Source organism: Pseudomonas putida, from assembly GCF_022627325.1.
Lineage (GTDB): Bacteria > Pseudomonadota > Gammaproteobacteria > Pseudomonadales > Pseudomonadaceae > Aquipseudomonas > Aquipseudomonas putida_X.
In genome coordinates this window covers 1-23,509 of record NZ_JAETZZ010000006.1, presented here as the reverse complement: position 1 = coordinate 23,509, position 23,509 = coordinate 1, and the positions used below count along the sequence as shown (strand labels likewise).

At 59.5% G+C, this 23,509-nt stretch carries 27 protein-coding genes and 1 other RNA gene; 15 read left to right on the top strand and 13 right to left on the bottom strand.

From position 1 onward, the window contains the following. Window positions 1-153: 153 nt before the first annotated feature. Together rnpB and rsmI are read right to left on the bottom strand one after the other, a co-directional pair. Window positions 154-527: RNase P RNA component class A (gene rnpB, locus JNA92_RS11125), an RNA gene on the bottom strand. A 66-nt stretch (window positions 528-593) separates the two neighbouring features. After that, a complete protein-coding gene (gene rsmI, locus JNA92_RS11120; RefSeq protein ID WP_347269619.1) occupies window positions 594-1,469 on the bottom strand; it encodes a 16S rRNA (cytidine(1402)-2'-O)-methyltransferase in 876 nt (291 codons plus the stop codon). A gap of 187 nt (window positions 1,470-1,656) precedes the next feature. Here rsmI and JNA92_RS11115 point away from each other — a divergent pair, with 187 nt between their 5' ends. The 5 genes from JNA92_RS11115 (at window position 1,657) to JNA92_RS11095 (ending at window position 5,398) form a co-directional block, all read left to right on the top strand. Further along, on the top strand, window positions 1,657-3,474 hold the full coding sequence (locus JNA92_RS11115; protein WP_241804712.1) for a penicillin-binding protein activator: 1,818 nt from the start codon (window positions 1,657-1,659) through the stop codon (window positions 3,472-3,474). Beyond that, window positions 3,474-3,845: a YraN family protein gene (locus tag JNA92_RS11110; protein ID WP_241804711.1), complete on the top strand. Its 372-nt coding sequence runs from the start codon at window positions 3,474-3,476 to the stop codon at window positions 3,843-3,845. The genes JNA92_RS11115 and JNA92_RS11110 overlap by 1 nt, the downstream gene beginning before the upstream one ends. Window positions 3,846-3,931: 86 nt before the next feature. Then, window positions 3,932-4,525 (top strand): phosphoheptose isomerase, encoded by a 594-nt coding sequence (locus JNA92_RS11105; RefSeq protein ID WP_008097558.1) that lies wholly within the window; start codon window positions 3,932-3,934, stop codon window positions 4,523-4,525. After that, window positions 4,522-5,100: a BON domain-containing protein gene (locus JNA92_RS11100; RefSeq protein WP_241804710.1), complete on the top strand. Its 579-nt coding sequence runs from the start codon at window positions 4,522-4,524 to the stop codon at window positions 5,098-5,100. Before JNA92_RS11105 ends, JNA92_RS11100 begins: the two co-directional genes overlap by 4 nt. A 79-nt stretch (window positions 5,101-5,179) precedes the next feature. Next, window positions 5,180-5,398, top strand: a complete 219-nt coding sequence (locus tag JNA92_RS11095; protein ID WP_241804709.1) for a YgdI/YgdR family lipoprotein — start codon at window positions 5,180-5,182, stop codon at window positions 5,396-5,398. 52 nt (window positions 5,399-5,450) lie between these two features. Here the strand turns inward: JNA92_RS11095 and JNA92_RS11090 are convergent, their stop codons facing one another. The 7 genes from JNA92_RS11090 to rplM form a co-directional block, all read right to left on the bottom strand. Then, complete coding sequence (locus JNA92_RS11090) at window positions 5,451-5,882, bottom strand: ClpXP protease specificity-enhancing factor (RefSeq protein WP_241804708.1); 432 nt, start codon at window positions 5,880-5,882, stop codon at window positions 5,451-5,453. A gap of 10 nt (window positions 5,883-5,892) precedes the next feature. Further along, complete coding sequence (locus tag JNA92_RS11085; protein WP_241804707.1) at window positions 5,893-6,516, bottom strand: glutathione S-transferase N-terminal domain-containing protein; 624 nt, start codon at window positions 6,514-6,516, stop codon at window positions 5,893-5,895. Between the two features lie 120 nt (window positions 6,517-6,636). Beyond that, the gene (locus tag JNA92_RS11080) at window positions 6,637-7,416 is read right to left on the bottom strand and encodes a cytochrome c1 (RefSeq protein ID WP_241804706.1); all 780 of its coding nucleotides are present in this window, start codon (window positions 7,414-7,416) and stop codon (window positions 6,637-6,639) included. After that, complete coding sequence (locus JNA92_RS11075) at window positions 7,416-8,627, bottom strand: cytochrome b (protein WP_241804923.1); 1,212 nt, start codon at window positions 8,625-8,627, stop codon at window positions 7,416-7,418. The genes JNA92_RS11080 and JNA92_RS11075 overlap by 1 nt, the downstream gene beginning before the upstream one ends. Next, window positions 8,627-9,220 (bottom strand): ubiquinol-cytochrome c reductase iron-sulfur subunit, encoded by a 594-nt coding sequence (gene petA / locus JNA92_RS11070; RefSeq protein ID WP_039604011.1) that lies wholly within the window; start codon window positions 9,218-9,220, stop codon window positions 8,627-8,629. Before petA ends, JNA92_RS11075 begins: the two co-directional genes overlap by 1 nt. Before the next feature lie 263 nt (window positions 9,221-9,483). Then, window positions 9,484-9,876 carry a 30S ribosomal protein S9 gene (rpsI, locus tag JNA92_RS11065; protein ID WP_012312849.1) on the bottom strand — a complete coding sequence of 131 codons (393 nt, stop codon included), beginning with the start codon at window positions 9,874-9,876 and terminating at the stop codon, window positions 9,484-9,486. A 14-nt stretch (window positions 9,877-9,890) separates the two neighbouring features. Then, window positions 9,891-10,319 carry a 50S ribosomal protein L13 gene (rplM, locus tag JNA92_RS11060; RefSeq protein WP_008097538.1) on the bottom strand — a complete coding sequence of 143 codons (429 nt, stop codon included), beginning with the start codon at window positions 10,317-10,319 and terminating at the stop codon, window positions 9,891-9,893. 257 nt (window positions 10,320-10,576) lie between these two features. Here rplM and JNA92_RS11055 point away from each other — a divergent pair, with 257 nt between their 5' ends. Both JNA92_RS11055 and JNA92_RS11050 read left to right on the top strand, forming a co-directional pair. Next, window positions 10,577-11,617 carry an NADP(H)-dependent aldo-keto reductase gene (locus tag JNA92_RS11055; protein ID WP_241804705.1) on the top strand — a complete coding sequence of 347 codons (1,041 nt, stop codon included), beginning with the start codon at window positions 10,577-10,579 and terminating at the stop codon, window positions 11,615-11,617. 222 nt (window positions 11,618-11,839) lie between these two features. Further along, window positions 11,840-12,760 carry a GlxA family transcriptional regulator gene (locus JNA92_RS11050; RefSeq protein WP_241804922.1) on the top strand — a complete coding sequence of 307 codons (921 nt, stop codon included), beginning with the start codon at window positions 11,840-11,842 and terminating at the stop codon, window positions 12,758-12,760. Between the two features lie 117 nt (window positions 12,761-12,877). On the opposite strand, the gene zapE is transcribed toward JNA92_RS11050, so the two are convergent. The 3 genes from zapE to JNA92_RS11035 form a co-directional block, all read right to left on the bottom strand. Next, window positions 12,878-13,972 carry a cell division protein ZapE gene (zapE, locus tag JNA92_RS11045; RefSeq protein ID WP_110635764.1) on the bottom strand — a complete coding sequence of 365 codons (1,095 nt, stop codon included), beginning with the start codon at window positions 13,970-13,972 and terminating at the stop codon, window positions 12,878-12,880. A gap of 165 nt (window positions 13,973-14,137) precedes the next feature. Then, window positions 14,138-15,487 (bottom strand): tryptophan--tRNA ligase, encoded by a 1,350-nt coding sequence (locus tag JNA92_RS11040; protein ID WP_241804704.1) that lies wholly within the window; start codon window positions 15,485-15,487, stop codon window positions 14,138-14,140. 25 nt (window positions 15,488-15,512) lie between these two features. Continuing rightward, on the bottom strand, window positions 15,513-16,148 hold the full coding sequence (locus JNA92_RS11035; protein ID WP_241804703.1) for an alpha/beta hydrolase: 636 nt from the start codon (window positions 16,146-16,148) through the stop codon (window positions 15,513-15,515). Window positions 16,149-16,283: 135 nt separating this feature from the next. Between JNA92_RS11035 and JNA92_RS11030 the strand changes: the two genes are divergently transcribed. Beyond that, window positions 16,284-16,721 (top strand): YhcB family protein, encoded by a 438-nt coding sequence (locus tag JNA92_RS11030; RefSeq protein ID WP_241804702.1) that lies wholly within the window; start codon window positions 16,284-16,286, stop codon window positions 16,719-16,721. Window positions 16,722-16,886: 165 nt separating this feature from the next. Beyond that, window positions 16,887-17,564 carry a hypothetical protein gene (locus JNA92_RS11025; protein ID WP_241804701.1) on the top strand — a complete coding sequence of 226 codons (678 nt, stop codon included), beginning with the start codon at window positions 16,887-16,889 and terminating at the stop codon, window positions 17,562-17,564. Window positions 17,565-17,626: 62 nt separating this feature from the next. Here JNA92_RS11025 and JNA92_RS11020 read toward each other — a convergent pair whose 3' ends face one another. Next, window positions 17,627-18,832 (bottom strand): methionine gamma-lyase, encoded by a 1,206-nt coding sequence (locus JNA92_RS11020; RefSeq protein ID WP_241804700.1) that lies wholly within the window; start codon window positions 18,830-18,832, stop codon window positions 17,627-17,629. A gap of 127 nt (window positions 18,833-18,959) precedes the next feature. Between JNA92_RS11020 and JNA92_RS11015 the strand changes: the two genes are divergently transcribed. The 6 genes from JNA92_RS11015 to JNA92_RS10990 all read left to right on the top strand — a co-directional run bounded on the left by JNA92_RS11015 (window position 18,960) and on the right by JNA92_RS10990 (window position 23,070). Next, window positions 18,960-19,439, top strand: coding sequence for an Lrp/AsnC family transcriptional regulator (locus tag JNA92_RS11015; protein WP_241804699.1), 480 nt, complete (start codon window positions 18,960-18,962; stop codon window positions 19,437-19,439). 113 nt (window positions 19,440-19,552) lie between these two features. After that, window positions 19,553-21,892 (top strand): S-type pyocin domain-containing protein, encoded by a 2,340-nt coding sequence (locus JNA92_RS11010; protein WP_241804698.1) that lies wholly within the window; start codon window positions 19,553-19,555, stop codon window positions 21,890-21,892. Next, window positions 21,889-22,152 (top strand): bacteriocin immunity protein, encoded by a 264-nt coding sequence (locus JNA92_RS11005; protein ID WP_241804697.1) that lies wholly within the window; start codon window positions 21,889-21,891, stop codon window positions 22,150-22,152. The genes JNA92_RS11010 and JNA92_RS11005 overlap by 4 nt, the downstream gene beginning before the upstream one ends. A 122-nt stretch (window positions 22,153-22,274) precedes the next feature. Further along, window positions 22,275-22,631: an S-type pyocin gene (locus JNA92_RS11000; protein WP_347269618.1), complete on the top strand. Its 357-nt coding sequence runs from the start codon at window positions 22,275-22,277 to the stop codon at window positions 22,629-22,631. Beyond that, a complete protein-coding gene (locus JNA92_RS10995; RefSeq protein WP_241804695.1) occupies window positions 22,628-22,891 on the top strand; it encodes a bacteriocin immunity protein in 264 nt (87 codons plus the stop codon). Before JNA92_RS11000 ends, JNA92_RS10995 begins: the two co-directional genes overlap by 4 nt. Continuing rightward, the gene (locus JNA92_RS10990) at window positions 22,888-23,070 is read left to right on the top strand and encodes a hypothetical protein (protein ID WP_241804694.1); all 183 of its coding nucleotides are present in this window, start codon (window positions 22,888-22,890) and stop codon (window positions 23,068-23,070) included. The genes JNA92_RS10995 and JNA92_RS10990 overlap by 4 nt, the downstream gene beginning before the upstream one ends. Window positions 23,071-23,509: the final 439 nt, after the last annotated feature.

Below are 23,509 nucleotides of genomic sequence, written 5' to 3'. Positions count from 1 at the left end.
GGAAGGAGGAAGGACTACAGAGGGTAAAAAAAAACGTGAAAAATCAAACCCACTCAAACGGATACCGTTTGAACTTAAAGTGATTTATGAAGAGTAAGATCTTTTCGGTATTACAAACGCGCTCTGCCATCGATCAAGCAGAAGGGAGGAGAGGTGGAGAGTCGATCTGTAAGCCGGGTTTTGTCGAGGACAGTCATTCCTCTACGACGGCCATCACTGGACGCCTCTAGCAACCTACCCGGTTCCGACGCGGGCCACGCCTGATGGAACCCTATTTGGTCTTGCTCCGAGTGGGGTTTACCTAGCCACGAACTGTTGCCAGACGTGCGGTGCGCTCTTACCGCACCTTTTCACCCTTACCGGCACCGAAGTGCTTAGGCGGTTATTTTCTGTGGCACTTTCCGTAGGCTCGCGCCTCCCAGGCGTTACCTGGCACTCTGCCCTATGGAGCCCGGACTTTCCTCCCCCCGCCGTTACGCAACAAAAGTTGCGGAACCAAAGCGGGCAGCGACTGTCCGATCGACTCTCCGGCGCCAAGGTTAACGGCAGCTGCGCTCAAGAACAAGCAATACCGCAATTATATCAAAGCGCCACTACTGCGCTTTCTGCTTTTCCAGTGCCGCCTGATACAACAGGTTCTTGCGCACGCCGGTTATCTCCGCCGCCAGGGCCGCCGCACGCTTGAGCGGCAATTCGGCCAAAAGCAGGTCCAGTACACGCTGCGCCTGGACGCTGATCGCCGCCTCACCCTCCGGCGCACTCCAGCCACCGACCAACACCACGCACTCGCCGCGCTGCTGGTTACTGTCACCCGCCACGAACTCGCGCAGCTCCCCGAGCGGCAAGCCTTTGAGGGTCTCGAAGGTTTTGGTCAGCTCACGCGCGAGCAACGCCGGGCGCTCGGCACCGAACACCAGCGCCATGTCCTCCAGACACTCAAGAATGCGATGGGGCGCCTCGTAGAAAATCAACGTACGCGGCTCTTCCTTCACCTGTTCGAGCCGGGCACGGCGGCCTGCGCTTTTGGCGGGGAGGAAGCCTTCGAAAATGAACCGATCAGAGGGCAGCCCGGCCGCCGAAAGCGCGGCAATCAGCGCACAGGCGCCAGGCACAGGCACCACATCGACGCCGGCGGCTCGCGCCTGGCGCACCAGGTGGTAACCAGGGTCGGAAATCAATGGCGTACCGGCATCGGAAACCAGCGCCACATCTTCACCGGCCAGAAGCTTGGTGATGAAACGCCCGCCTTCGTCCCGTTCATTGTGCTCGTGACAGGCTGCCAGCGGCGTATCGATGCCGAAATGCTGCAGCAGGCGGATCGAGTGCCGGGTGTCCTCGGCGGCGATCAGGGCGACGTTAGCCAACACCTTCAACGCCCTGGCGCTCATGTCGTCGAGGTTGCCAATGGGGGTCGCGACCACGTACAGCGTCCCCACGGTGGATTTCGAAGCCCCTGCCACATCAGTCACTGCGCACACCTGCCTTTCGGATCAAAGGCGCCATTGTAGCCCGAGCGCCGGTAACAGGGCGCAAAGAACTTCACCAGCAGCCACCTCAGGTACACCTATAGTGAAGGTTCGCGTTCAGCAACATCGCGCCCCGGCCAACGCTTGGGTACAATTGCCGGCCAACTTGATCGAGTAACAGGACCTTTACATGATCGCTTGCCTGCGGCTGCTCACAGCCCTCTGCCTCGCTGCCTTGCTGGCAGCCTGCGCCAGCTCGCCCTCATCCAGCCTCGGAGAGCTGCCACGCACGCCGGACGCCAGCATCGAGCAACTGCTCGAAAAAGCGGCGGCCAGCACGTCTGCCGAAGATGCCGCCCTGCTGCGCCTGAGCGCTGCCGACCTGGCATACAAGCAGAAGGACTACCCGCGCGCGGCACGCATTCTCGAGCAGGTCCCCATGGATACGCTCAAGCCTGCCCAGCAGATCTTCGCCGCCACACTGGGCGCCGAACTGGCCATGAGCCGCAACCAGCCCAAAGCCGCCCTCAGCGCCTTGTCGCACCCTAGCCTGCAGCACCTCGGCCAATTGCCGGCAGAGCAGCAGGTGCGCACGTATAGCGTCCACGCCGCCGCCCTGGAAGCCGACGGTCAAGCCCTGGCCGCTGCGCAACAGCGCGTGATGCTGGCCCCACTGCTCAGCGGCCAGGCTGCCGCCGCCAACAATGACGCGATCTGGGCCTTGGTCGCCTCGCTGCCGGCAGAGCAACTGCAGCAGCCCGCTGGCGACCAGACCCTGGTCGGCTGGACCCGCCTGGCCCTGGCCGTGAAAAGCGCAGGCACGCTGGAGCAGCAGCAGGCCGCGATCGAGACCTGGCGCCAGCAACACCCAGACCATCCCGCGGCACTGCAGCTGCCATCGGCCTTGGTCAAGCTCAAGGAGCTGGCAAGCCAGCCGCTGACCAAGATCGGCCTGCTGCTACCACAGGAAGGCCCGCTTGCCGGTGTCGCCCGCGCCCTGCGTGACGGCTTCATGGCCGCGCACTTCCAGGCCCAGCAGGCGGGCCAGCAAGCGCCGGCCGTACAGGTGTATGACAGCTCACGCATCGGCTCGCTGGATGACTTCTATCGCCAGGCCCAGGCCGATGGCGTGCAACTGGTAGTCGGCCCGCTGGAAAAAGCACTGGTCAAGAAACTGGCCGCCAATGCCCAGCTGCCCATCACCACCCTCGCCCTGAATTACGCTGACGCCGGCCAGACCGCCCCGCCACAACTTTTCCAGTTCGGCCTGGCTGCTGAGGACGAAGCCCGCGAAGTGTCGCGCCGCGCCCGCGCCGATGGCATGGTTCGCGCGGTGGCCCTGGTGCCGAGCGGTGAATGGGGCGACCGCGTGCTTGCCGCGTTCCGCCAGGATTGGGAAGGCAATGGCGGCACCATCCTCGCCGCCGAACGCATCGCCCAGCCAGTTGCCCTGGCCCAACAGATCGCCAATCTGTTCCAACTGCGCCAGAGCGAAGGCCGCGCACAGAGCCTGCAGAGCACCGTGGGCGGCACCATTGCTGCGCAACCCTCGCGCCGCCAGGACATCGACTTCATCTTCCTCGCCTCGACCCCGCAACAGGCGCAGCAGATCAAGCCAACCCTGAACTTCCAGTACGCTGGCGACGTTCCGGTCTACGCCACCTCGAACCTGTACAGCGCCAGCGGTGACGTCAACCAGTACAAGGACATGAACGGCATCCGTTTCTGCGAAACCCCGTGGCTGCTCGACACCACCAACAGCCTGCGTCAGCAGGTGGTCCAGCAGTGGCCACAAGCCGCTGGCAGCCTGGGCCGGCTGTATGCCATGGGTGTAGACGCCTATAGCCTGGCGCCCCGCCTGGGCCAGCTCAAAGCGCTGCCGGACAACCGTGTGCAGGGCCTGTCGGGCAGCCTGAGCATGAACGCCAGCCAGCGCATCGAGCGCCAGCTGCCGTGGGCTGAATTCTCTGGCGGCCAGGTCAAGCGCCTGCCCGATACCCTCCGCTGATGCCCCACGCATCGCCAACCAGCGCCGGCCATGCCGCAGAAAACCAAGCCCTTGAATTTCTTCAAGGGCAAGGCCTGCAACTGCTGACGCGTAATTGGCGATGCAAAGGTGGCGAGCTTGATCTGGTCATGCTCGACACCGATACAGTAGTATTCGTCGAAGTCCGCTATCGGTTGCACGCGGGCTTCGGTGGCGCCCTCGGCAGTATCGACGGGCGCAAGCAGAAGCGACTGGTGCATGCCGCCAGCCTTTTTCTGCTGAAGGAGTCTTGCTGGGCCAACCACCCGTGCCGCTTCGATGTTGTCGCCTTGCAGGGTAGCCACCACGCAGGCAGGCCGCTTCAATGGCTGAAAAACGCCTTCGAATGCTGAACCCACTCCCCTTTTATTGCTCTATGTTTCGCGGGCTGGTCCCTGTTGCGTGTAGCAAAGGCCACCGCCCCACTTAAGGTCACCAGATGGACATGCAATCCCGAATTCGCCGGCTGTTCCAGGCCAGCATCGATACCAAGCAACAGGCAATGGACATCCTGGCACCGCACATCGAGCAGGCCAGCCTGGTCATGGTCAATGCGCTGCTCAACGAGGGCAAGATGCTCGCCTGCGGCAACGGCGGCTCGGCCGGCGACGCCCAGCATTTTTCGTCGGAACTCCTCAACCGCTTTGAGCGTGAGCGTCCGAGCCTGCCGGCGATCGCCCTGACCACCGACAGCTCGACGCTGACCTCGATTGCCAACGACTACAGCTACAACGAAATCTTCTCCAAGCAGATTCGCGCCCTCGGCCAGCCCGGCGACGTGCTGCTGGCGATTTCGACCAGCGGCAACTCGGCAAACGTGATTCAAGCGATCCAGGCGGCACATGATCGCGAAATGATTGTCGTAGCATTGACCGGGCGTGACGGTGGCGGCATGGCTTCGCTGCTGTTGCCCGAGGACGTAGAGATCCGCGTACCCTCGACGGTCACTGCACGCATCCAGGAAGTCCACCTGCTGGCGATCCACTGCCTGTGTGATCTGATCGACAGCCAACTGTTCGGGAGTGAAGAATGATCCCCAAGCGCCTCGGCCTGATGGCCCTGACCCTGTGCCTGAGCGTCACCGGCTGCAGCTCGGTACTGACCTCGACCCGCAATTCGCCTATCGAGGATGATCGCGGCACTCGCACCATCGGCAGCAAGATCGATGACTCGCTGATCGAAACCAAGGCCTCGGTAAACATCGCGAAAGCCAGCCCTGATCTGGACGAAGGCTCACACATCGTCGTCAGCAGCTACAACGGCATTGTCCTGCTCGCCGGCCAAACCCCGCGCGCCGACCTCAAGAGCCTGGCCGAGCAGACCGCCAGCCAGGTGCAGCGGGTCAAGCGGGTGCATAACGAGCTGCAGGTAATGCAACCCTCCTCGATCCTTGCACGCAATAACGACGCCTGGCTGACCACCAAGATCAAGACCCAGATGCTCACCGACAATGCCGTGCCCAGCTCGCGCATCAAAGTGATTACCGAGAACGGAATCGTCTACCTGCTCGGCCTGGTTACTCAGCAGGAAGCCAACTCCGCCACCGCCGTGGTACAGGGCGTGTCGGGCGTGCAAAAGATCGTCAAGCTGTTCGAGTACATCGACTGACACCCTTGCCTGCACCGGCCCTTGGGCGCTGGTACAGGCAACCTGATCGCTCTACCTTCGCAACTTCAGGAAACACCGTATGAAAAAGCTTCTGCTGCCCGCCCTACTGATCGGCGCCTTCGCCACCCTGGCCGGCTGCTCCACCCCTAGCCTGATTACCCTGAACGACGGTCGCGAGTTCCAGACCGTTGACGAGCCGACGTTCGATCAGGAGTCCGGCTTCTACGAATTCCAGCAGCTCGACGGTAAACAGACCCGCGTTAACCGTGACCAGATCCGCACCATCAGCGACCTGTAACCGTCACCGCGCAGCAAAGAAAAAGGCGACCCTGACGGATCGCCTTTTTTCGTTACTTGACCACCTTCAGGCTCGGCCGACCAGACGGACGCGGCGGCTGGCCACCCCCTTCCGGCGGGCCGTCGTCGTCCGGCTCGACACCCTCATCTTCCGGCTCTTCACCGTCCATCAACGGAGGCTCCAGCTCGAAGACCATGCCTTGGCCGTTCTCGCGGGCATAGATGCCCAGAATTGCGCCGACCGGCACGAACAACGAGTGGGCAACACCACCGAAGCGCCCTTCGAAGCTCACCGCATCGTTGTCCATGTGCAGGCTGCGCACGGCACTTGGGGAGATGTTCAGGACGATCTGGCCGTCACTGGCGAAACCTTGCGGCACCTGGACTGCCGGGTATTCGGCATTGACCAGCATATGGGGCGTGCAATCGTTGTCGACGATCCACTCGTACAGTGCTCGAACCAGATAGGGGCGACTGGAGTTCATCAACGGCTCCTTAAAGCTTGCGCATTTCACGTTCAACGGAAGACAGGCTCGCCAGGAAAGGCTCGCGGGCGAACTGTCGCTCCATGTAATCCAGCAGCGGCTTTGCTTGCCGCGGCAATTCGATACCCAGTACCGGCAAACGCCAGAGTATGGGCAATAGACAACAATCGACCAGGCTTTGCTCATCGCTCATGAAGCAAGCGAACTCGTTGAACAAGGGCGAGACGCCCGTCAGGCTCTCACGCAGCGCCTTGCGCGCCTCGGCACGGGCGGCATCACTGCTGCGCGAGTCGAGCACGGTATCGGCCAGCACGCACCAATCACGCTGAATGCGATGCATCAACAAGCGGCTGTTACCACGCGCCACCGGATACACCGGCATCAGGGGCGGATGCGGATAACGCTCCTCGAGGTACTCCATCACCACGGTCGATTCATACAACGCCAGGTCGCGATCGACCAGGGTCGGCACGCTGCCGTAAGGGTTCACTTCACCCAGCTTGGGTGGCAGACGACCGGGATCGACGTCGATGATCTGCACGCTGACACCTTTCTCGGCGAGAACCAGGCGTACCCGATGAGAATAATGATCAGCGGGGTCGGAATAGCAGGCTAACCTGATGGTCGCGCCCATGTAGCGCCTCCTCGCATGGGGATGCTTGTGAAACTGCAAATGCAAACGCGCCCTGGAGGCCCCCTCGCTTAGACGAGGGGGCGCCCAGGGCGCGTTCAACTACCAGAAACTACTGCGTGATCAGTGCACGTCCTTCCAGTATTCGCGCTTGAGCAAGTAGGCGAACACGAAGAAGAAGGCCAGGTACAGCAACACATAGGTGCCGATGCGCTGGCTTTCCAGTTTGACCGGGTTGGCCGAATAGGCCAGGAAGGTCACCAGGTTCTTGACCTTCTCGTCGAACTGCTCAGGCGTCAGGGTACCGGAATTCGGCGTGATGGTCAGCTGGTCACACGCTTCATGGGTCAAAGGGCTGCCGGTCAAGGGGTCGAATTGCTTCTTGCCATCGACCACCCTCTGCACCTGCTTGCACCCGATCACCTGGTTACCCTGCAGCCCGACCAGCACATTGGGCATGCCGACATTCGGGAATACCTTGTTGTTGACCCCATAAGGCCGCGATTTGTCCTCATAGAAGCTGCGCAGGTAGGTGTACAGCCAATCGGTACCCCGCACCCGGGCAACCAGGGTCAGGTCAGGCGGCGCAGCACCGAACCAGGTCTTGGCATCATCGGGCTTCATGCCGATGTTCATGTGGTCGCCGATCTTGGCCCCGGTGAACACCAGTTTCTCGAGCATCAGCTCATGGGGTATTCCCAAGTCATCGGCTACGCGCTCGTAACGCTGGAACTTGGCGCTGTGGCAACCCATGCAATAGTTGGCGAAAGTGCGCGCACCATCCTGCATCGCAGCCTTGTCCGTCAGGTCGATATCGACTTTGTCCAGCTCCAGCCCCGATCCGGCAGCAAAGGTAAAGGCAGGCATCACTGCCAGCAAAAATACTGCAATCAACTTTTTCATCAGCCAGTCACCCTTTCCGGAACCGGTTTGGTCTTCTCAAGCCTTGTGTAGAACGGCATCAACAGGAAGTAGGCGAAGTACAGCACGGTGCACACCTGCGACAGCAGCGTGCGGCCTGGGGTAGGTGCCAGCACCCCCAAAATGCCGAGGATGACGAAGGAAATGCAGAACACCAGCAGGAAGACCTTGCTGATCCAGCCCTTGTAGCGCATTGAGCGTACCGGGCTTCGGTCGAGCCAAGGCAACACGAACAGCACGGCGATCGCCGCCCCCATGGCGATTACGCCCATGAGCTTATCGGGCACCGCACGCAAAATCGCGTAGAACGGCGTGAAGTACCAGACCGGCGCGATATGCTCGGGCGTCTTGAACGCATTGGCCTGTTCGAAGTTGGGTTTTTCCAGGAAGTAGCCGCCCATTTCCGGGAAGAAGAACACTACCGCACAGAAGACGAACAGGAACACCACCACGCCGACGATGTCTTTGACGGTGTAGTACGGGTGGAACGGAATACCATCCAGCGGGATACCGTTTTCGTCCTTTTTCTTCTTGATATCGACCCCGTCCGGGTTGTTCGAGCCCACCTCGTGCAAGGCGAGGATGTGCAACACGACCAGCCCGAGAATGACGATCGGCAGGGCTACTACGTGCAGCGCAAAGAAGCGGTTGAGGGTGATGCCAGAAATCAGGTAGTCACCGCGGATCCACTGGGTGAGGTCGTCGCCGATCACCGGGATTGCACCGAACAGCGAGATGATCACCTGGGCTCCCCAGTACGACATCTGCCCCCAGGGCAGCAGATAGCCCATGAAGGCCTCGGCCATCAGCGCCAGGTAGATCAGCATACCGAACAGCCAGACCAGCTCCCGTGGCTTTTGGTAGGAGCCATAGAGCAGGCCGCGAAACATGTGCAGGTAGACCACCACGAAGAACGCCGAGGCGCCGGTGGAGTGCAAATAGCGCAAGATCCAGCCGTATTCCACGTCCCGCATGATGTACTCGACGGACGCGAAGGCCTCTTCCGCCGAGGGCGTGAAACTCATGGTCAGCCATACACCGGTGACGATCTGGTTGACCAGCACCAACAGGGCCAGCGAGCCGAAGAAATACAGGAAATTGAAGTTCTTGGGCGCGTAATACTTGCTCAGGTGATCTTCCCACATCTTGGTGGCGGGGAAGCGAGCATCAATCCAGTCCATGAACTTGCTCATCATGCTTTCTCCTGGTCGACGCCGATGACGACGATGTCATCCGACTCGTAAGAGTGCGGTGGCACTGGCAGGTTGAGAGGTGCTGGCTGCGATTTGTAGACACGCCCGGCCAAGTCGTAGTGGGAGCCGTGGCAGGGGCAGAAGTAGCCCCCCACCCATTTCGGCCCAAGGTCGGCGGGCGCGACTTCCGGGCGGAAGGTCGGCGAGCAGCCAAGGTGGGTGCACAGGCCTACGAGAATGAGGATTTCCGGCTTGATCGAGCGCACCTGGGGGTCGACGTACTCCGGCTGCACGGAGGCCTTCGATTCAGGGTCGGCGAGCTCGGCTGTGACCTTTTTGAGGTTCCCCAGGATCTCGTCCGTTCGCCGCACGATGAACACTGGCTGACCGCGCCACTCCGCCACCATCTGCTGCCCAGGTTCAACCTTGGCGATGTTGACCTTCACCGGTGCACCAGCCGCCTTCGCCTTGGCACTGGGAAACCATGACCCTACGAACGGTACCGCAGCCCCCACTGCCCCCGCTGCCCCGACCACGGATGTCGCGGCTACGAGGAAGCGGCGCCGGCCTGCGTTGACGCCGTCATTGCTCATTCAGTCCTCTCCCATCAGCTTGCTTGGCCTGTTGAATCAGGCCTGTACTTAGGTAATGTCTGTGGCACCCAAAATTGGCCGCCATGGTAAGAAACAAATCCACACAGTGACAAGGTGATTAACCCCGGTATGGGCTACAACCCTCGCTTTGCTTGATCTGCGTCTATGCGGCAGGACACCACGGGCATGCTGACAGGTTAGTTCAAGACATAAAAAAAGCCCGGTTCCAAGGAACCGGGCTTTTTTCGACTGCCGAAGCGGTATTAACGCTTGGAGTACTGAGGACGCTTACGCGCTTTACGCAGACCCACTTTCTTACGCTCGACTTCACGAGCGTCGCGGGTGACGTAGCCAGCACGACGCAGAGCGCCACGCAGGGTTTCGTCATATTCCATCAGAGCGCGGGTGATACCGTGACGGATCGCACCGGCTTGACCGCTGACACCACCACCGGCAACGGTGACGTAGATGTCGAACTTCTCGGTGCTCTCGGTCAGCTCCAGCGGCTGGCGAACAACCATGCGAGCGGTTTCGCGGCCGAAGAAGGTGTCCAGAGGACGGTTGTTGATGGAGATGTTACCAGTACCCGGACGCAGGAAAACGCGAGCGGTTGCGGTCTTGCGACGGCCAGTGCCGTAATTTTGAGTCGCCGACATAATGAACTATCCCGTTAGATCTTCAGTTCTTGAGGCTGCTGAGCAGTGTGTGGGTGAGCAGCACCCGCGTACACTTTCAGCTTACGGTACATGTCGCGACCCAGCGGGTTCTTCGGCAGCATGCCTTTGACCGCGGTTTCGATAACACGCTCAGGGGCCTTGGCGATCAACTTCTCGAAGTTGATTTCCTTGATACCGCCCGGGAAGCCGGAGTGGGAGTAGTACATCTTGTCGGAAGACTTGGCGCCAGTTACACGGATTTGCTCGGCGTTGATAACGACGATGTAGTCGCCGGTGTCAACGTGAGGGGTGTATTCTGGTTTGTGCTTGCCACGCAGACGGCTAGCGATTTCGGTAGCCAGACGACCCAGGGTCTGGCCAGCGGCGTCGACTACGAACCACTCGCGCTTTACTGTTTCCGGTTTAGCAGTAAAAGTTTTCATTCTCTAAAGCCTCAGAGGCCGCCCAGCGAAAAATAGACGGCGAATCTTACTGGATAGTGCACAGCTTGCCAAGGGCAAACGCGCAGCCGAACACAGACGCTTTTGGGGGCTCGGGTCGGGCACGCCAATGTTCGACGGGGTTCTTCCTGCGTGGTGGTGCATCACTTCCGCCACACGGAGAGGTGCCGAATTATCCAGATTGCGCGAAAAATTTCAACCTGCTTTTATGGGTGTCTTTGCCTAGGAGTGTTTTCCCGATGGAATACCGCAAGCTTGGCCGTACCGATCTCGATGTCAGCGCCCTGTGCCTGGGCACCATGACCTGGGGCGAGCAGAACGATGAGGCCGAGGCCTTCGCCCAGATCAAGCTGGCCAAAACCAGCGGGGTCAACTTCATCGACACCGCAGAAATGTACCCCGTGCCGCCGCGCCCGGAGACCTATGCCGCCACCGAGCGCATCATCGGCAACTGGTTCCGCCAGCACGGCGACCGCGATGACTGGGTTCTCGCCAGCAAGGTCGCAGGCCCCGGCAACGGTATCAGCCATATCCGCGACGGCCAGCTCAAGCACAACCGCCAGCATATCGTCGCGGCGCTGGATGCAAGCCTTGAGCGGCTGCAAACCGACCGTATCGACCTGTATCAGCTGCACTGGCCGGAGCGCAGCACCAATTTCTTCGGCAAGCTGGGTTACCAGCACCTAGCGCATGACCTGTTCACCCCGCTGGAAGAAACCCTCGAGGTGCTCGACGAGCAGGTGCGGGCAGGCAAGATCCGCCACATTGGCCTATCCAACGAAACGCCGTGGGGCACCATGAAGTTCCTGAACCTGGCCGAAACCCGCGGCTGGCCCCGGGCGGTGTCGATACAGAACCCGTACAACCTGCTCAACCGCAGCTTCGAAGTGGGCCTGGCGGAAGTGGCCATCCGCGAGCAGTGCGGCCTGTTGGCCTACTCGCCGCTGGCCTTCGGCATGCTGTCGGGCAAATACGAAAATGGCGCCCGACCAGAAAATGGTCGCCTGACCCTGTTCAGCCGCTTCGCCCGTTACTCCAACCCACAGACAGTGGCGGCCTGCAGCCGTTATGTGCAACTGGCCCAGGCACACGGGCTGGACCCGGCGCAGATGGCCCTGGCATTCGTCACCCGCCAGCCCTTCGTGACCAGCAACATCATCGGTGCCACCGACCTGGTGCAACTTCAGAGCAACCTCAACAGCCTGGAGCTGAACCTGAGCGATGAGCTACTGGCGGCGATCGAAGCGATTCATCAGGAGCAGCCCAACCCCGCGCCTTGAGCGAAGCTGCAAGCTGCAAGTCAGAGTGAGTGTTGCACTCGCTGCTTTTTTCTTGCCGCTTGCAGCTCGAAGCTTGCAGCTCGACAAAAAACATAAGACGATCCAGCCGGTGATTGACCACTCTACCCTATAAGAACAATGACAATGATGTTTACCCAACCCTCCGCGTCGTTGCGGCGCGTCAGCATCCTGGCCATTGACAAGGTGTTCGCTTCGACCCTGATGCAAGCCAAGGATTTCTTCCATCTCGCCAGCCTGCGCTACAGCAAGCAACTGGGCCTGGGCTTGCAGCCCATGTTCGAGATTCGCCTGGTGAGCCCCGATGGCAAGCCGGTGGACAGCTTCAGCAATGTGCAGTTGCCGGTCGATGGCGGCCTCGATGATGCCGACGTGATCATCCTCCCGGCCTTCTGGGAAGATTTCGACAACCTCCAGCAACGTTACCCACAGGTGCTGCCATGGCTGCGCGAGCAGCACGCCCGTGGCGCCGTGTTGTGTGCCGAAGCCAGCGGTGTGTTCTGGCTGGCCGAATCCGGCCTGCTCGATGGCAAGGAGGCGACCACCTACTGGCGCTTCTTCAACAGCTTTGCCGAGCGCTACCCGAAGATCCGCCTGAATCAGGACAAGCACCTGACCGACGCCGACAACCTGTACTGCGCCGGCGGCACTACTTCAGCCTGTGACCTTTACATCTACCTGATCGAGCGCTTCTGCGGGGCCAATGTGGCGCGCGCCGTGGCCCGCGACATTCTCTACGAAGTGCAGCGCAACTACACGCCAGGGCGCATGGGCTTCGGTGGCCAGAAGCTGCACCAGGACCTGATCATCCTGCAGATCCAGCACTGGCTGGAGGAGCACTTCGCCGACAAGTTCCGCTTCGAGGACGTGGCCCGCAACCATGGCATGAGCATCCGCAACTTCATGCGCCGCTTCCAGGGGGCGACCGGTGACAAGCCGCTGCACTACCTGCAGCGGTTACGCATCGAGACAGCCAAGGGGCTGCTGTCGAGCACGCGCAAGAGCATCAAGACCATCAGTTATGAGGTCGGCTATGACGATGCGAGTTTCTTTGCGCGGTTGTTCCGCCAGCACACGGAGTTGTCGCCGAATCAATATCGGCAGCAGTTCATGCAAGAGGCTTGAGGCCCATGGGGCTGCTTTGCAGCCCATCGCGACACAAGGCCGCTCCTACAAGGGTTATGCGATCTCCTGTAGGAGCGGCCTTGTGTCGCGAAAGGGCCGCAAAGCGGCCCCAAGATCTTATGGCTTGTGAGCGCGAGACAGGAATTCGTGCGACTGCATTTCCAGCAAACGGCTCAGGGTCCGCTGGAACTCGAAGCTCAGGCGCCCGCCGGTGTACAGGTCCTTCAGCTCCACCTCGGCCGAGATGATCAGCTTGACGTTACGGTCGTAGAACTCGTCCACCATGTTGATGAAGCGGCGGGCGATGTCGTCGGTGGTGACCCCCATCTGCTCCACGTTGCTCAGCAACACGGCATGGAAGATCTTGCCCAATTCGATGTAGTCGTTCTGGCTACGCGGCCCGTCGCACAGTGCGCGGAAGTCGAACCAGGCGACGTCGTCGCAGGTGCGCAGGGCATTGATCGGGCGATTTTCGATCATCAGCACGTCGTTTTCGACGGCCTGGGTGCACTCGGGCGTCAGCGCCTTGAAGCTGGCGCGCATGCTCTGGTGCGCCGCATCATTGAGCGGGAAGTGGAAGAGTTCGGCCTGCTCCAGGTGGCGCAGGCGGTAGTCGACGCCGCTGTCGACGTTCACCACATCGGTGTACTGCTTGATCATGGCGATGGCCGGCAAGAAGCGTGCGCGCTGCAGGCCGTCCTTGTACAGGCCGTCAGGGACGATGTTGGAGGTCGCCACCAGCGAGACGCCGTTCTTGAACAGCTCTTCCATCAGGGTGCCGAGGATCATGGCATCGGTGATGTCGGAGACGAAGAATTCGTCGAAGCAGATCACCTTGGCTTCTTCGCTGAAGCGCTTGGCGATGAGGGTCAACGGATTCTTCTCGCCCTTGAGGGTCTTCATTTCCTCGTGGACGCGCTTCATGAAGCGGTGGAAGTGCGTGCGCATCTTCTGCTTGAACGGCAGCGCTTCGTAGAAGGTGTCGACCAGATAGGTCTTGCCGCGCCCTACTCCACCCCAGAAGTACAGGCCTTTGACTGGCGTCTGCTCCTTCTTGCCGAACAGCTTGCCGAACATGCCCGGCTTGTTGTTCTGCGCGTGCACGAGATCGTCGTACAGACGCTGCAGGTGACGTACCGCAGTTTCCTGCGCCGCGTCATGGAAGAAGTCGGGACGTTTCAGATCTGCTTGATATCGTTCTAGGGGCGTCATGATTTCGTTAGCGAGGCAACAAAAAACGGGCCGTCACTGTAGCGACAGGCCCGCTTAATGGCAATGCGACTTGCGTCAATATGCCTCATTCAAGGCACTTTTACGCTGTATGGCACCGGCTTCGCCGGTGATCGCGGGCAAGCCCGCTCCTACAGGCAATATGCCTCAGTCTTGTTGCGGCTGAAGCGCTACACGCAGACTTTCGATGGCCGAATCACGGGCTTCAGCTGTGTCGAACTGCGGCCCGTCGGCAACCTGCTCGTCGTTCAGCCACAGGCTGAAGCCGAGGCCGTCAACACGCACGTCGGCTTCACCGCCCTGCTGCAGCTGCTTGCTCACGGCACCGGCGCTCTTGCCGTCGGCGAAGCTGCGCGACAGCAGCAGTTGCTCGCCATCGGCTGCCAGCAGGCGGAAACGGAAGCTACCGTCTTCGTCACGGAAGCTGACGAAGCGCGCGCTCTTGGCGGCTTTCTTCTTCACTTCGGTGCTGGCCTGCACGCTGCTGCGGAACGAACGCAGGCCTACGGCCTCACGCAGTTGCTCGAGGAACGGGGTGGCGATCTTGCGGGCCTTGGCGGCACCGGCGAGGAGGATGTCCTCCAGGTCTGCCGGGCGCGAGATCAGCTGGTGGTAGTGCTCGCGCTTCTCGGCCAGCTGGCCGTCGAGCAGCTGGAACAGGCGTTGCTTCGCTTCGCCCCAGCCCAGACCCTGCAGCAGCTCTTCGCGGAACTCGGCGCACTGCGACGGCGTCGAGAAGGCCTGGAACAGGGTGAACAGGTGCGAATTGTCCGGATCCTTGGCTTCGCCAGGTGCGCGCGAATCGGTGACGATGCGCGAGATGGCGTCTTTCATGTCCTTGGCGCTGGTGAACAGCGGGATGGTGTTGTCGTAGCTCTTGGACATCTTGCGACCGTCCAGGCCCGGCAGGGTCGCCACGCTCTCCTCGATCACCGCTTCGGGCAGGGCGAAGAAGTCGTTGCCCTGGCCGAACAGGTGGTTGAAGCGCTGGCCGATGTCGCGGGCCATTTCCACGTGCTGGATCTGGTCACGGCCGACCGGCACCTTGTTGGCGTTGAACATCAGAATGTCTGCAGCCATCAGCACCGGGTAGCTGTACAGGCCCATGGTCACGCCAGCATCCGGGTCTTCGCCGGTTTCCAGATTCTTGTCCACCGAGGCTTTGTAGGCGTGGGCACGGTTGAGCAGGCCCTTGGCGGCGACGCAGGTCAGCAGCCAGGTCAGCTCGGGGATCTCGGGGATATCGGACTGACGGTAGAAAGTCACCTTGGCCGGGTCCAGGCCACCGGCCAGCCAGGTGGCGGCGATTTCCAGGCGCGAGCGCTGGATGCGCAACGGGTCGTCGCACTTGATCAGGGCGTGGTAGTCGGCTAGGAAATAGAACGAGTCGACACCCGGCTGCTGGCTGGCGACGATCGCCGGGCGGATGGCGCCGGCGTAGTTGCCCAGGTGCGGGGTGCCGGTGGTGGTGATACCGGTGAGGATGCGCGTGGTCATGGGTGTTCGCTTATTCAGGCTTGGCTCAGTTCGAAAGGCGCGGCAGCAGCAGATCCTTCAGATCGGTCAGCTTGCCATGGAAGAAGTGTCCGCATTCTGCCACTTTCAGCAGCTCATGGGGGCGCCCCAGTGCGTCGGACCATTCGTAAACCAGTTGCGGATCGACGACTTCGTCGGCGTCAGGCTGCACCACGGCAATCGGGCAGCGCTGCGGCAGCGGGAACTCTGCGGTCAGGCGCATCACCGCCGGGGCGATCATGAACAGCTGCTGCAGCGTCACACCCTGGGCTTCCAGGCGACCGGCCAGGCTGGTGGCGACAAAGCCGCCGAACGAGAAGCCCATCAATACCAACGGCAGCTCGGGGTGCTTGGCACGCAACCAGGCCGCCGCCGCCTCGGCATCGGCCACCTCACCGGCGCCCATGTCATGGCTGCCGGCACTCTGGCCGACGCCGCGATAGTTGAAGCGCAGGGTCACGTAGCCGGCGTCGCGGGCGGTGCGCTGCAGGGTCGAGACCACCTTGTTGAGCATGGTGCCGCCCTGGACCGGGTTGGGGTGGCAGATCAACACCGCGCCGCGGGCATCGGCCACGTCCAGGTACAAGGCTTCCAGCTGGCCGATCGGGCCATCGATGAACAAGGGGGTTTCGCGGACAAGCAAGGCACTACTCCGTGACCTCGAAGAGGGTCGATTCGTCTAGGTGAGGAATTCTGTTCTGATTTGCGATCGCTCGCGGTATACAGCGCAGGTCTGAGCCGTTAACGTAAAGCAAAGCCGTTTATAGAGGAAGGACTCGTGGAACTCTCGCTCCTTGTTTGGTTGTTGCCAACCCTGGCCCTGGTCATCGGTGTGGCGGTCGGTTTCATCGTGGCCCGCCTGTTGCCCAATGCGGCGCCCAGCAATACCCAGCGCCAACTGGATGACATCCAGAAGCGTTTCGACAGTTACCAGAACGAAGTGGTCACCCACTTCAACAGCACCGCCATGCTGGTCAAGAAACTGACCCAGAGCTACCAGGACGTGCAGGATCACCTTGCCGAAGGCGCCAACAACCTGGCCCTTGACGATGTCACCCGTCAGCGCCTGCTGGCTGCCCTGCACTCTGAAGGCACCCAAGGTCCACGTGACCGCCTGACCCCGCCGAAGGACACTGCTGAAGTGCCACGCGACTATGCACCGAAGTCGCCGAACTCGCCGGGCATGCTCGACGAGAGCTACGGGCTCAAGCGCTGATCGATTGCCAGGGAGGAGTGGCTAGCCGCTCCTCCTGCTTCACCCCTCCAGACAAACCTGCCGCAAAGGTTCAGCCTTCTTCACCCCGCCTCAGGCCGCATTTCCTACTGCCGGCCAATCAAGTACTTCAGGATCCTGCATAAGTCCCTCAACCGGAGTAGACCTATGCTGACTAATCGACAACGCTCTTTCATTGCCACCGTCGAAGTCGTGGATGGCACGTTGCACTTCCTCGACGTACTGCACAGTGGGCCCGCCGAACTGGAAAAAACTTCAACGAGCCCCCCTGGCAGCCTGACTGCGGGCGGCCTGGCGACGGCCGGATTTGCCAGTCGAACATTTCGCAGAGCCCTTCGCCGAGCCGGACAAAATGAAGCGCGCCGAAAAGATGAGCCAAAGAAAATTGAACAACCAGTCAAACGAGACGAGTCACATTACCTCGGCCACGTATCGAACACAGTCAGTTGTCCGCCTTTGAAACTTTACTTCCGCCGGGTAGATAACGGCTACCGGCTGTTTGTCCGTTCAGAAGTGCGTCACGGGCATGCGCTGTACATACATGACGAGGACTGCGTGGGTGCTTTCCGCTCGCCACTGAAGGGTGCCTACCCAACGCTGTTCGACTTACTCGACTGCGACGATACGCCAATTCCCTTCGAAGACCTCGCCGACCAAGCAATCGTGCGCCTGGCACCTGCTGGAAGACGAACCCCTCTTATGCTGCGTACTTTCAATGGGGTGCCGTTTACCTACATCTGCAAGCAGGGTCAGCAACCTCTTGAGTTACGCCTGAACATCCTTGAAAGAAACGCCGCTTATCTCAATGACCCAGACGAAATCTGAGGCCACGCACGTTATAGCGACTGCGCAGTGCAGGTATACGGTTTTATCCGCGAAAGGCCAGTTCAGCCAGCCTGGTGGCTGGCCTTAAGCGCATGCTCGATATCTGCCAGCAAGTCCTCCACATCTTCCAACCCCACCGACAACCGCACCAGCCCCTCTGAGATGCCATGATGCGCCCGCTCTTCGGGCGTATAGCTGGAATGGGTCATGCTCGCCGGATGCTGCGCCAGCGACTCGGCATCGCCCAGGCTCACCGCCCTGGCAAAGAGTTGCAGCGCATTCATGAAGCGCCGCCCAGCCTCGATCCCGCCCTTGAGTTCGAAAGCAATCATCCCGCCCGGCAAGCGCATCTGCCGCTGCGCCAGCTCGTATTGGGCAAACGATGGCAGCCCTGGATACTGGATCAGCTCCACCTGGGGCTGGCGCGCGAGAAATTCGGCTACTTGCTGGGCATTGGCGCAGTGACGATCCATGCGCAGCGCCAGGGTCTTGATGCCGCGCATCAGCAATGAGGCATCGTGCGGCGACAACACCGCACCGGTCATGTCCTTGAGGCCTTCAAGGCGAATCCGATCCACCAGTGCCTTGCGCCCTATCACCAGCCCGGCCGTGATATCACCGTGGCCACTGAGGTACTTGGTCGCCGAATGCACCACCAGATCGGCGCCCAACTCCAATGGCCGCTGCAGGTACGGCGTGCAATAGGTGTTGTCGACCACGATATGCAAGTCATGCCCCCGCGCCGCTTCAGCCACTGCCGCAATATCGACCAGTTGCATGTTCGGGTTGGCCGGCGTTTCGAAATAGATCACCCGGGTTTTAGGGGTGATCGCGGCCTTCAGCGCCTTGGCGTCATTGAGGTCGACATGGCGGACCTTTACCCCGAACTCGCCGATGCCATGGTGCATATAGGCAAAGGTGCAGCCATACACCGTGCGCCCGACAAGCAGCTCGTCACCGGGGCGCAACAGGGTCCATAGCGTCGAGGTGATGGCCCCCATGCCCGACGCCAGCGCCAGGCCCGCCTCGCCCCCCTCCAGTGAAGCCATGCGCTGCTCCAGCAAGGCCAGGGTCGGGTTGGAAATACGGCTGTAGAAATGCCCACCCTCCTCCCCGGCAAAGCACGCCGCGCCGTATTCAACGCTGGGGAAGGCATAGGTTGAAGTCTGGTAAACCGGTGGCACCAAGGCACCGTTGTGGGAAAGCGGGTCGTAGCCATGGTGGATGGCGCGGGTGGAAAAACCGGTGTTGTTATGGGAGTCGCGCATGGCAACAGCCTCTGGTGGTTTGTTATAAGCTTATGCCACCGAGCTGCCTGAAATTTTCCAAAATTGCCCACACATTCGCGCCTGTTTTGGAAAGAAAACAACAAATACAACACCAGGAGGGCAAATCATGCCTTCAAGCCTCGACCGTACCGACCGCGCTCTGCTCGCGGCCTTGCAGGACAATGCCCGCCTTACCATCTCCGAACTCGCCGACCAGGTCGCGCTGACGACCTCGCCTTGCTGGCGACGGGTCAAGTTGCTGGAAGACAACGGTTATATCACCGGTTACCAGGCCATCTTGTCGCCCAAGTCGCTGGGGTTTGGGGTGACGGCGTTTGTCAGCATCATGATGGATTCGCATACCAAGGAGATGGCTCTGGCGTTCGAGCAAAGGCTGATGGAGATTCCCGAGATTGTGGCTTGCCACAACATCTCTGGGCGGTATGACTTTCTGCTGGAGATACTGGCGCGGGACCTGGAATCGTTTGGGGAATTTACCCGGGAAGTGCTGCAGCGGTTGCCGGGGGTGAAAGAGATCTATTCGAGCTTTTCCTACAAGGCCGTTAAGGAAAAACGGGTAATTCCTGTATCTGAAGTACACATTTGAATCAGATCTTTCAAGTCGGTGGGAAGTCTCCTACCGATTGACAAGCCGCGCCTGACATACACGAAAAACCAGCCGTAGCACGCTTGCCATGTAGCGATCAGGAGGATGACTACATGGCTCAAGATGACACTATCAAATTTGGTGAACCCTTCCGTGATTCCCGCAATGCGCTGAATCTGAATGAGGGGCTCTGGATGAACGAGGAGGCCCCAGACCGAGCACCGCTCCCTCCTTTGTCCGGCGGCGGGGGACCAGGCTACGGCGGCTGGGGGCTCAACCAAGGAACCCCAAGAGGAACCAGCCCCAGTCGGTCAGACATTTCAAGGATCATATCCGCGCGCAGGGTCTTAAGCGAAGAATATCAAATTATTGAAAAAGACTACGAAGAGCAATATGCCCCGCAATTAAGTAAACTTCCAGAAACAGTGGGAGCCTTAAAGCTCCAAATTTCAACTGAAGCTTCCAACTTCCCTGACCCACTTTCCCAAGCGATAGCACAACAGAAAATTTTAACCTCGCGCATCACTCAAATCCGCGATGGCTACCTGCAAATTGTGCCAAATGCCAACGCATATTACGGCGCCCTAGCGTTTTATAAGCGCGCCGACTCGATGATGAGCAGGCTGCTGGAGCCTGGAGTATTCACTGAAAGGGATGAAGCGTTCGCAAGGGCGTTTTCTTCGCGATTACAGCGATCCTGGGAGGGTGCCTATAAATTACACATCGAAGCCCACAAGCACCAAGCGTTGGCTGACGACCTCAGTGCCGTGGCAGCGCAAGTGGATGGAGCGGAACTGAGCCACCCTCCGGTTGACCTCATCAAGGCTGCCGAGCGTAGAACAACGCAAATCATTGCCGAACGGCAGATTTACTTCAATTGCTTACCCAATGTTCTGCAGCATGAATTGAGCCAGCAGACCACTATCGACAGCTCATGGACGCTAGCCCAAACACTCAATGCTTATTTGGCAACCGCCACACGCATGGTGCAAGCCAAGCAATCTCAGATCCCGACATTTAAACAAAAAAACCCGCAGATCAACGGCCCCCTGTCAAAGCCTCAGCTTGAAGCACTTTTGCATCTTGTCGACGAACAACGTTTAAGACGAGCCGGTCCACGCTGGAAGGAGTATCACCAAGCCCTGGCACTGAGCGAGTCGATCAGGTTTCTCGGCGCGTACTCCAGCAGTACGCAGAATCTGGTTCGTCGCGCCAATGAAGTTGAACAATTACGCGCCCAGCATGCCAGTCAGCTAGAGGTGGAACGTCAGAAGGCGGAAGCTGAACGCCTGGCGGCAGAGGAAGCTGCACGACAAGCGGCCGAGGCGAAGCGACTGGCTGCCGAGGCTGAACGCCACAGGCAGGAAGTAGCACGCAGAAGCATCAGCTATATCAACGACACCCATTCTGTTGCATCTGCGACTACCGTCATTCCGATTGGGGCAGCGAGCTTCGCTGTCGAGGTCGCGTCAGTTGCCCTTCGCGCTACGATCGTCGCTGCAGTAAGTCGATTGGCTGCCCCTTCGGCCACCTTGGCTGTAGCCATTCTTTCGGCAGCATGGCCTTCGACGCTCGGTAACGCTGAAAGGCGCTACCTGATCAGCACTCCTCTTTCCAGCCTTTCTCCGCCGGGCGGGCCTGACCTGGCAGCCCTTGCACTTTCGTCAGCCAGCGTAGACGTTCCTTACTTACTGGCTGGCAGTGAAGAAGGGAATAACATCGGCCTATACGTGGTGCCCGGTGGGAAAGCAGTGGCCGTAAGAGCGGCCACGTTTGATACAGAACGGCAGGTTTACAGCCTTGTACTTGAAAACCCGCAGCGCATCCTGACCTGGACCCCCGCCAGCCCGCCCGGAGGTGGTGAAGGTAGCTCCACCAGCCTGCCACCCGCTCCACCGGGCACGATTGTTTACACTGGCAGTAGCCTGAATCCTGTAAGTAATGAAACGGAAGGTTATCCGGCACTGGATCTGCTCGATCAGGAACGGCTGATCATCACCTTCCCGATCGACTCGGGATTGCCGCCTATTCTGGTGGTTTTCAAGAGTCCAAGGTATGAGCCAGGTACCGTCACAGGCGTCGGTGCACAAGTAACAGGGATCTGGCTTGGTGAGGCCGCCCGTGAAGGAGGCGCGCCGATACCGGCACATATTGCCGATCAGCTTAGAGGTATTGAATTTCCGAGCTACGATGCTTTTCGAGAAAAACTCTGGAAAATCGTTGCAAATGATCCCGAGCTTTCAAAGCAATTTTCCAAACAGAACCTTAGCCGCATGCGGGAAAGAGGGAACGCACCTAGGTCACGTTACTCTGATGCTTACGGGAAAAAGAAGAGTTTTGAACTACACCATGTAGTACCCATCAGCGAAGGGGGTGCGGTCTACGACATTGACAACTTAAGGGTTGTGACACCAGCAGCTCATCATAGGATTCATTATGGAGACAAACCATGAGCCTTAAGACCAACTACCACGACTATACAGAGCTGGAATTCATTGAATTCCTAAAGGAAATATACCGGGCCAATACCGAGGAGCCGGATGACGTATTAGATCCTTTGCTGGAGCACTTTTCTGCAATAACCGAGCATCCTAGCGGAACCGACCTGATTTACTGGCCCGAGAATGATGAGCAAGGTGAGCCTGAAGCGGTCCTGAACATTATCAAAACTTGGCGTGCAGCTAACGGAAAGCCCGGATTCAAGGATAACTAAACCATATACCCCCGCTTCGGCGGGGCACCCTAATTAGAGCAAGAATTTTCCTACAAACCTTTAGAAAAATCCTCACACTCAGTGCAGTACGGTGAACATTTCCAACCCAAACAAACACAGTCATGATCCATGCATCACTTCAAGAGAGAAACGCTTTCATGGCTATGCACCTTCCAGAGTACATCGCACAGAAGCTGGCAGAACAAAGCTTCGCCAACTTCGACGAATTTTCCGAGTCCTTCTGGATGGCCGTCGCCGAGGACCCGGTCTACTCTCATCAATTCGTCACCTCGCAACTCAACCGCATCAAACAAGGCTGGCCACCCCGCGCCCCGTTCGGCGAAACCGCCAAAGCCGTGCGCAACTATCAGCTCTGCCACCTCGACCCACCCACCTTGGGCGGTGCAATGTACGACGCTGAAAACCTGCGAATCATGAGCGTCCTGCAATACGCGCTATCGTCGGAGGTGCAGTGGTGATCAGTCAAAAGCACAGCCTTGCCGATTACACCTGCGCCGAGTTCAAGGCGGTGATCGAGGAACTGCTCCAGGCCTCTGGCACCTCGGCCTGGCAGGACCGATTGCTTGAACACTTTATCGACATGACCGAGCACCCGAGCGGCTCGGATCTGCTCTATTACCCGGCAAACGAACTCGAGGGCTGCGCCATGGGTGTGATCGCACGTATCATTGCCTGGAGAAAATCGAAGGGATTTGCCCTGTTCAAGGATATGCAATGAAAAAGTCGGTATGGATGCTGATGCTGCTTCTCTCGGGTTGCACCAATGGAGATTTCTTTCTGTTGCCCAATCAGCAGGACCTGAAATTTGCCTGCGACATGGATCCTTATAAACAAGGGTGCGAACGGCAAAATGATTATGGCCAGCATTTCAAGTCAGTCGAGGGCAAGAAGGGCTAGGTAGTCATTGGGGAGCGGTGCCTACTGGCTCAATGTTTGTTCTGTAATGCCCAAAAACTCGCAGGCTGCTTGAACATCCAACAACTGACAACGGCTGTCGATACGCTTCCGTACTACCTGAGGCTATGGCCGTCCAGTTGCGTCAGTCAATTTCTCAATGCATCCATTTGTAAATACGTTCGTCCATCAAGGTGCATGACTTACGCGCTGAGGTGGCGCGCAAATCGAGCGCCGCGCGGGCGGCGCTCGATCTCAAGAGCGCTGGAAAAGCCAAGGCAAGCACCTGGCAGCCCAAATGCATATTTCCTCCCCACAATCGAGTAGGAGGCGGGTTCACACCCGCCGTCCTCTCACACCACCGTGCGTACGGTTCCGTACACGGCGGTTCAGGCTATGCGGCTAAGCCGGTTGATCGTATCCAGTATCGAGACCAGTCCGA